Origin of the sequence: Hyphomicrobium sp. (assembly GCF_041674905.1) — a bacterium.
GTDB lineage: Bacteria > Pseudomonadota > Alphaproteobacteria > Rhizobiales > Hyphomicrobiaceae > Hyphomicrobium_B.
Genome location: NZ_JBAYUV010000042.1, coordinates 22,124 through 29,210 on the forward strand (window position 1 = coordinate 22,124; position 7,087 = coordinate 29,210).

7 protein-coding genes are annotated in these 7,087 nt (G+C 56.9%); all 7 read right to left on the reverse strand.

All coding sequences use genetic code 11. The annotated features are described in order from the left end of the window. Positions 1-80: 80 nt before the first annotated feature. Positions 81-1,322 (reverse strand): PAS domain-containing protein, encoded by a 1,242-nt coding sequence (locus WC026_RS14735; RefSeq protein ID WP_372711768.1) that lies wholly within the window; start codon positions 1,320-1,322, stop codon positions 81-83. A 399-nt stretch (positions 1,323-1,721) separates the two neighbouring features. After that, on the reverse strand, positions 1,722-2,675 hold the full coding sequence (locus WC026_RS14740) for a GDP-L-fucose synthase family protein (protein ID WP_372711773.1): 954 nt from the start codon (positions 2,673-2,675) through the stop codon (positions 1,722-1,724). Positions 2,676-2,704: 29 nt separating this feature from the next. Further along, the gene (gmd, locus tag WC026_RS14745; protein ID WP_372711769.1) at positions 2,705-3,778 is read right to left on the reverse strand and encodes a GDP-mannose 4,6-dehydratase; all 1,074 of its coding nucleotides are present in this window, start codon (positions 3,776-3,778) and stop codon (positions 2,705-2,707) included. 275 nt (positions 3,779-4,053) lie between these two features. Then, positions 4,054-4,824, reverse strand: coding sequence for a substrate-binding periplasmic protein (locus WC026_RS14750; RefSeq protein WP_372711770.1), 771 nt, complete (start codon positions 4,822-4,824; stop codon positions 4,054-4,056). Then, complete coding sequence (locus tag WC026_RS14755; protein ID WP_372711771.1) at positions 4,773-5,756, reverse strand: methyl-accepting chemotaxis protein; 984 nt, start codon at positions 5,754-5,756, stop codon at positions 4,773-4,775. Before WC026_RS14755 ends, WC026_RS14750 begins: the two co-directional genes overlap by 52 nt. 240 nt (positions 5,757-5,996) lie before the next feature. Next, complete coding sequence (folD, locus tag WC026_RS14760; RefSeq protein WP_372711772.1) at positions 5,997-6,887, reverse strand: bifunctional methylenetetrahydrofolate dehydrogenase/methenyltetrahydrofolate cyclohydrolase FolD; 891 nt, start codon at positions 6,885-6,887, stop codon at positions 5,997-5,999. A gap of 81 nt (positions 6,888-6,968) precedes the next feature. Next, positions 6,969-7,087, reverse strand: a 119-nt coding sequence (locus WC026_RS14765; RefSeq protein WP_372709856.1) for a formate--tetrahydrofolate ligase, incomplete at its 5' end; no start/stop codon positions are given.

Below are 7,087 nucleotides of genomic sequence, written 5' to 3' on the forward strand. Positions count from 1 at the left end.
CGCGAGTGGCGGAATTCGGTCGGCTGCGACTGCGTAGCGTCTGGTTGCCAAACGGTTTGGCAAGCTGATGCGACCTGGATTTAGATGAGCGCGTCCAGCTGCATAACGGTCTCGCGAATTCGGTCGTTCAGTTTTCCGATGTCTTCCAGGCCGGACGTCAAAGTTTGCTGTCCCTTCTCCAGGTCAGCGATCAGGTCGGAAAAAATTCCGTTGCTCAAATTGACGCTTTCGACCTTGCCCATCACACGCACGGCGACAAGTCCCGACAGCAGGCGCTTCATTTCGCTGGTCAGTTCAAAAAAGTGTTCGATGCGTGATTTGATCAGTTCGAATTTCTGGGCGGCGTGCGTTTTGCAGTCGTTAGTCTGCTGACGAAGACGTTTGGCCTCCTCGCGCGACGTCTCACCGTCGTCGCAGACTTCCTGGTCGAAGAGGCCGGCCATTTCCTCTTGAAGTCTTGCGGTGCAAGCCAGGAACAGACCGTCATTGACGCCCGAGAAGACTTCTTTCGATGCCGTCTCCAACTCTTCGAGGTTGTTCACGATGGCCTTGGAGATATGATCGTAGTTCGATGAAATCTCGGCAATCGCGCGACCTTTCTCGCCCATGCGCAACGCCTGTATTCGCAGATTGGTCGGAGTGTGGTTGAATGTCGAGACCATCCCGAGCATCCGGTCGGTCGTCGTGAGCAGCGTGTCGGCTGAGGTCACCAGCTCGTCGAATAGATCAATCAAACGCCAGGACGGTCGCCCCAGTGCCGCATTCCGCGACCGCATCTCGCGGCTGATCGCGGCCGCCATGAAAGCCGCATAGTCGCGGAAGCCACTGTCGCGCAGGCTCGCAACGAGTTCGACGGCGCTGTCGGCCGGCTTTATCGCGCTGTTGGTTTCGCGGCGTCGGGTGGACGTATAGAGCGCCGATGCGGCGGCAAAAAGCTCACTGCTGGGCTTCAGTCGCACCGATAGATAGCCGCCGTCTATCGGGGTAACGACGGCGTATACCCAATAGTAATTCCCATTCTTGGCCCTGTTCTTGACATAAGCGCCGACTGGATGCCCGGCGCGTATCTTGTCCCACAAGACAAAAAAAACGGCCCTGGGCATGTCCGGATGGCGGATGATGTTGTGCGGGCGGTCCATCATTTCCGCCCAGGGATATTCGCTTACGCGTTGAAAAACGGCGTTGCCCGACTGAATCCGTCCGCGCAATTCCGTACGCGAAAAGAAAAGCTCTTCGATCTCGAAGGGAGACTCGCTCTCCGTTATCCTCTCGGAGATATTCGCGGGCCGGTCGTCGACCGCCGCGTCGCTAACCTGGGTCATGAGCGGCGTCTCCATGAACGGCCGAGCCCAAGGCCGGTGCGGCCGGGTGATACAAGGTGGATTGTTTTGGAATCATTCAGCACGACGATAGGGATGTATCGCGGCAAGATATGTTGCTTTCGTTTTCTGAAACGCATCACTGAGCGAATGAACGGATTGCCGTTCGGCAATTGTCGCATCGAGAGTTTGGGAACTCTGGCGCGACGTCGTCGCCAATGCGACTATTGCTGATCGTTGCAACGCGTACGCACATTGACACAAATCAATCCGGAAAATCAGGTAACTGCAGTGCGCCTTACAGGACACGCTGGACCTGTAGGTTCGAGAGCTGACGTTCCGATGGCACGCCCAGCTTGTTGTCGAGGGATAATCGATGTCGAGTGAAGAGCCGCGAGCGAATTAGACGGTCAAGCGCGCCGCTGCTTCGTTCGCTTCAAACCACCCGTAAGCGTCGACGAGCCCGTCTCGCAAGCCGTAGCGGGGACGCCATCCCGTTGCGGTCAATTTCGAGGTATCGAGCAGCTTGCGCGGCGTGCCGTCGGGCTTGGTCGGGTCGGTAACGATCGAGCCGGTGAACCCGACCACGTCGCACACAAGCTTGGCGACCTCCAGAATAGTGACGTCTTCGCCGGTTCCGACGTTGACGTGCTCCATTCCGGAATACGCCTTCATCAGGTGCAGGAAAGCGCCGGCGGCATCGTCGACGTGCAGGAATTCCCGCCGGGGGGTGCCAGAGCCCCAGATGGTGATCTCGCGCGCTCCCGATCGCTTGGCTTCGTGCGCCTTGCGCAGCAAAGCCGGAATGACGTGACTGGAATTCAAATCGTAGTTGTCGCCGGGGCCATATAAATTGGTCGGCATCGCAGAAATAAAGTCCGCACCATACTGGCGGCGGTACGCCTGACAGAGTTTCAGCCCGGCGATCTTGGCGATGGCATACCATTCGTTCGTCGGTTCGAGGCTGCCGGTCAGAAGTGCGTTTTCCGGTATCGGCTGCGGAGCGAACTTCGGATAGATGCAGGACGACCCCAAGTACAACAGCTTTTCTACGCCGCTCCGAAACGCTGCATCGATGACGTTCATCTCGATTGCGAGATTGTCGTAAAGAAATTCGGCGGGATAGCTGTCATTTGCAAAAATTCCCCCGACTTTCGCCGCGGCGAGAAATACCGCATCGGGTTTCTCGGCGTTGAACCAGGCTCTGACGTCTGCCTGCTCACGAAGATCGAGATGTTCGCGCCCAACGGTCAGAACTTTGCAATCCTCTACGGCGAGGAGACGGACGATAGCCGATCCGACCATTCCGCGATGGCCGCAAACAAAAACGCGCTTATTTTTCAGATCGAACGGCATGCTTTTATTCTTGTCCACTCCCGTCGCGTTTATTCGTTGAGCGTGTTGCGCCAGCTCTCCCGGTTCAGAAGCTGGATGTCCGCCGCAACCATTTCGCTTACGAGCTCGGAAAATGTGATTTTATGTTGCCAGTCCAGTTCGTTCTTCGCTTTGCTTGGATCGCCGAGCAGCAGATCAACTTCTGTCGGGCGGAAATATCGGGGATCGACGCGGATCAGTTCGGCGCCCGTTTTCGTGTCGAAGCCGATTTCGTCGACACCCGTGCCTTTCCAGCCGATGGTCTTCCCGATTTCAGCGAATGCAAGCTCGACGAATTCGCGAACCGCATGGGTTTCGCCGGTCGCGAGAACGTAGTCGCTTGGGCGGTCGGCCTGGACGATTTTCCACATGCCCTCAACATAGTCTTTGGCATGACCCCAGTCGCGCTTGGCGTCCAGGTTGCCGAGATAGAGCGTCGATTGCAGACCAGCGCCGATGCGCGCCACAGCTCGCGTGATCTTGCGCGTGACAAAGGTTTCGCCGCGGATCGGGCTTTCATGGTTGAAAAGAATGCCGTTCGAGGCGTGCATTCCGTAGGCTTCACGGTAATTGACGGTAATCCAGTACGCGTAAAGCTTTGCGACCGCGTAGGGGGATCGCGGATAAAATGGCGTCGTTTCCTTTTGCGGGGTCTCTTGAACCTTGCCGTAAAGTTCGGACGTGGAAGCCTGATAGAAACGAACAGACTCTTCGAGCTTCAGAATTCTGATGGCTTCGAGAAATCGCAAGACGCCGACGGCATCGGAATTGGCGGTATATTCGGGTGTTTCGAAGCTGACCTGCACGTGGCTTTGCGCGGCTAGGTTGTAGATTTCGTCCGGTTTGGTCTCTTGCACTAGTCGAATGATGTTGGTCGAGTCCGTCAGATCTCCGTAGTGCATGAAGAAGGACACGTCATCCTCATGGGGATCCTGATAAATTTCATCCACGCGCTGTGTGTTGAAGGACGACGACCGGCGTTTTATTCCATGAACTATATAGCCCTTCCCGATCAATAGCCGGGCAAGGTATGCGCCGTCCTGGCCGGTTACGCCCGAGATCAAAGCCGTTTTCTTGTTTGTCATGGATTGTTCCGTATCGGCGGATTGCAATCTTAGGTAGCCGCGCGTGGGAATGGAGATAGCGGCTTTGTTTCAGTAGCGCAATCCCGCTTGATGCTGTGCAGGCCGGTAAAACGCCAGCCAGATCATTGCATTATCACGACGGCGCAGCATGTCTCTGCTGGTCGATGTCTTATCGATGCACAAATTTCTTTTGTGCGTCGTGAAGTGCGTCGGGCTGTGATGGCTCGACGCTTCGCGTACACGCGAAACGCGTTGGCGAAAATGCCAAGCTCAGGTCAACCGGTCTCGCTCGGCGAAATCCATGCGCTGAGTTCCGCTTCTCCTAGAAGATTGCCTGGTTCGTCGCGGTAGCCATGCGCTCCATCATGCACGCGGCCCTGCCATTGCTGTTCGATTTGATGGCAGCGGATGCTGGAGCGGAAGCTTCGGATAAATGCGTTGATGCTTTTGAGAAGCGATGCGCTGGCTGGGCTCGCTGCGACGGCGACGGTGTAATAGTAAAGCTTGCTGGCGAGATTGCCTGGGACGATTTCGATTTTTCCGAACCACGGGCTCGAGGGATTTGAGCATGCCCAATGGTAGATCGGCAGATCCACGCAGAAACCATCGACCTTTCCTTCCACCAGGCAGTCGTGGATGCGGCCTTGATCGGAATAGGAAATAAGGTTGGCGAGAGAAATTTTTCGCCCGGGTTTGTCTTTGTTCACGGACCACCGCACACCGGATGACTCCAGGACTTCGAATGCACCGGGGTCGTTGATGACACCAAGAACTTTTCCGTTGAGGTCATCGAGCTTGCGGATTCTCATGTCGCCGACGCGCCGGGCAAGGACGAATGGCAGATAGGTATAGGTTTCCGAATACGCGACCTGGCGGTAGGCCGCGTTTGGCGGCAGCGCGCTCCAGACGACGTCAACTGGGTGCTCGCCCTGTTTGATGCCGACGTGAAGCAACCCGGTCAACGCATCCCACGGATACTCGATGAATTCGCACGTCACGCCGATCGATTGCGCGTAGGCTCGGGCATAATCGACGTCCAGCCCCATGAGCGGTTCGCGCGGGCGGCGACGGAACGATAACCCACGAAGCCTGGTTCGACTCCGACCCGCAGAACGCCCCGCCGCTTGATGTCTTCGAAACGGTCCGCCGCCGGCGCGAGCCTCCATCGTCTCGCAACCTGAAGCAACGGTTCGTGGGCGTCTTCGGCGGTCGCCGTCGCAGCCGCGATGTCGTCCAATTCCTGGACTGCCCAGCCGAGGCGCGCGCGGAGGCGGCGACCGGCGGTTCTTTGCATGTTGACGAGTTCGTCGATGACTTTGTTGTTGTCGGCGACGTCTCCGAGATTGGCCGTCATCTCGTTGATTGTCGCCGAAACGCGTCCGAGCGAGTCATCGCTCAAGTTCCGGACCGATGTTACCGCGGCCTGAAACTGTTGTGCCGCGTCGTTGATCTGGCTTTCCACGTCGGCGAAGTTCAGCAGAACCTCGGCTTCCTTTGCGTGGTCCATTGTCGTTTCCGCGAGCCTGCCGACTTCGTTCGCCACAACGGTAAACCCGCGTCCTGCCTCGCCCGCCCGTGCAGCCTCGATCCGCGCGTTGATCGAGAGAATTTTGATTTGATGGCCGATCTCCACGATCGTTGCCAGGATCTTTTTCGTATCCGCGGATTTGTTAGAAATGATTTCAGTCAGCGTATTGAAATCGCGATCGAGCGCGTCGGACATGCTCCGCAGCGCGTCGCGAGTCTCGGTTTGAATATTCGTGGCGTTCGCGCTGCAAGTCTCCAGCCCCTGGTTGGCGGCTTTGAGCGATTGGGCAAGGCTATCGGTTCGCTGGTTCGTTTCTTCGATAAGCCGATTTTGAATTTCGGCGGCCTCAATGGTCTGCGCCGTCAAATGCCCGCATTGGGCTGCAGCTTCATGAATGATGACAATCGGAGCGGTGAGAGCGTCGCGTTGCGGGGGGCGCCTGCCGGTCATTCTTGCCTCGCTCATTGCTAAGCCGAATGCACGATGACACCATCAAACAAGTCCATCGTCGGCTGAGAAACGCAAACCCACGACAATAATAAGAAAATGGCCGGGGAAAAAATTCCCCGGCAAGTTGGACTCGTGGGTCAAAATGGGAGGAACCACTAGGACCTGAGCTACTGTATGCGATGGGTTATCAAGAAGAACTATTTTTTATCGCAGATAACAATTTTTTATTCCGTCGATAAGCTAGGTGTTGACGCCGACTTCGACGGATTTTGGAGTGGTCGAACAAGCGCGTTCTGCGGAACTGATTGTGTTCACGAGGAGCATTGTCACTGTCATCGGGCCGACGCCGCCGGGCACCGGCGTGATCATCGACGCTCTACGGCTTACGGCTTCGAAATCGCAATCGCCGACGAGCTGTCCGTTCGCGAGACGGTTGATGCCGACATCGATAACGACGGCGCCCGATTTCACCATGGGTCCGGTGATGAGGTTCGGGCAGCCGGCGGCAACAATCAGGATATCGGCAAGGATCGTGAATTGCGCGAGGTCCCGTGTTTTGGCGTGACAGACCGAGACTGTCGCCTCGCGGTTCATCAGCATGAGCGCCATCGGCTTGCCGACAATGTTGCTCGCGCCGACCACAACAGCGTTGCGTCCGGCGATCTCGACGCCTGAATTGTCGAGCATCAGCATGACGCCATAAGGCGTGCACGGAGGAAAAACTGTACCGCCTACGACCAGTCCGCCGACGTTATAAAGGTGAAAGCCGTCGACGTCTTTCTCCTGATCGATGGCACCAAGGACTTCCTGGAGATCAAAGTGCTTGGGCAACGGCAATTGCACAAGGATGCCGTTGATTTTCGGGTCGGCACTCAATTCACGGATTTTCTCGATCAGGACGCTCTGTTTCTCATCGCGAGAGAACAAGAACTTGTGCGATTGAATTCCGACGTCAGCGCACGCCTGGATTTTTTTGCGGACGTAGACGGCCGATGCGGGATCATCTCCCACCATGAGAACAGCGAGCCCCGGCACCACTCCGTGTCGAGCCTTGAGGTCGTTGGCGCGGTCACGGCACTGCGCCCGTACTTTTACGGCTATGGATTTTCCATCGATGATCGTTGCGGTCATGGAGCTCACTTGATTGCTTACGGCGTTTGTCCGCCCCGCTGTTGGCGAGGCGGACTGGGAATTGTGGAAGCGGATATGGACTTAGAACAGCCCCTGGATCAGGCCCTGGTCGTCGAGGCGGATGCTGTCGGCGGAGGGGACCTTCGGGAGGCCCGGCATGGTCATGATCTCGCCGGTCACGACGACGATGAACTCGGCGC

Bases quoted from the DNA above. Each gene is read 5' to 3' on its own strand.
- gmd (WP_372711769.1), bottom strand. From the start codon at position 3,778: ATGACAAACAAGAAAACGGCTTTGATCTCGGGCGTAACCGGCCAGGAC.
- WC026_RS14735 (WP_372711768.1), bottom strand. From the start codon at position 1,322: ATGACCCAGGTTAGCGACGCGGCGGTCGACGACCGGCCCGCGAATATC.
- folD (WP_372711772.1), bottom strand. From the start codon at position 6,887: ATGACCGCAACGATCATCGATGGAAAATCCATAGCCGTAAAAGTACGG.
- WC026_RS14740 (WP_372711773.1), bottom strand. From the start codon at position 2,675: ATGCCGTTCGATCTGAAAAATAAGCGCGTTTTTGTTTGCGGCCATCGC.
- WC026_RS14755 (WP_372711771.1), bottom strand. From the start codon at position 5,756: ATGACCGGCAGGCGCCCCCCGCAACGCGACGCTCTCACCGCTCCGATT.
- WC026_RS14750 (WP_372711770.1), bottom strand. From the start codon at position 4,824: ATGGGGCTGGACGTCGATTATGCCCGAGCCTACGCGCAATCGATCGGC.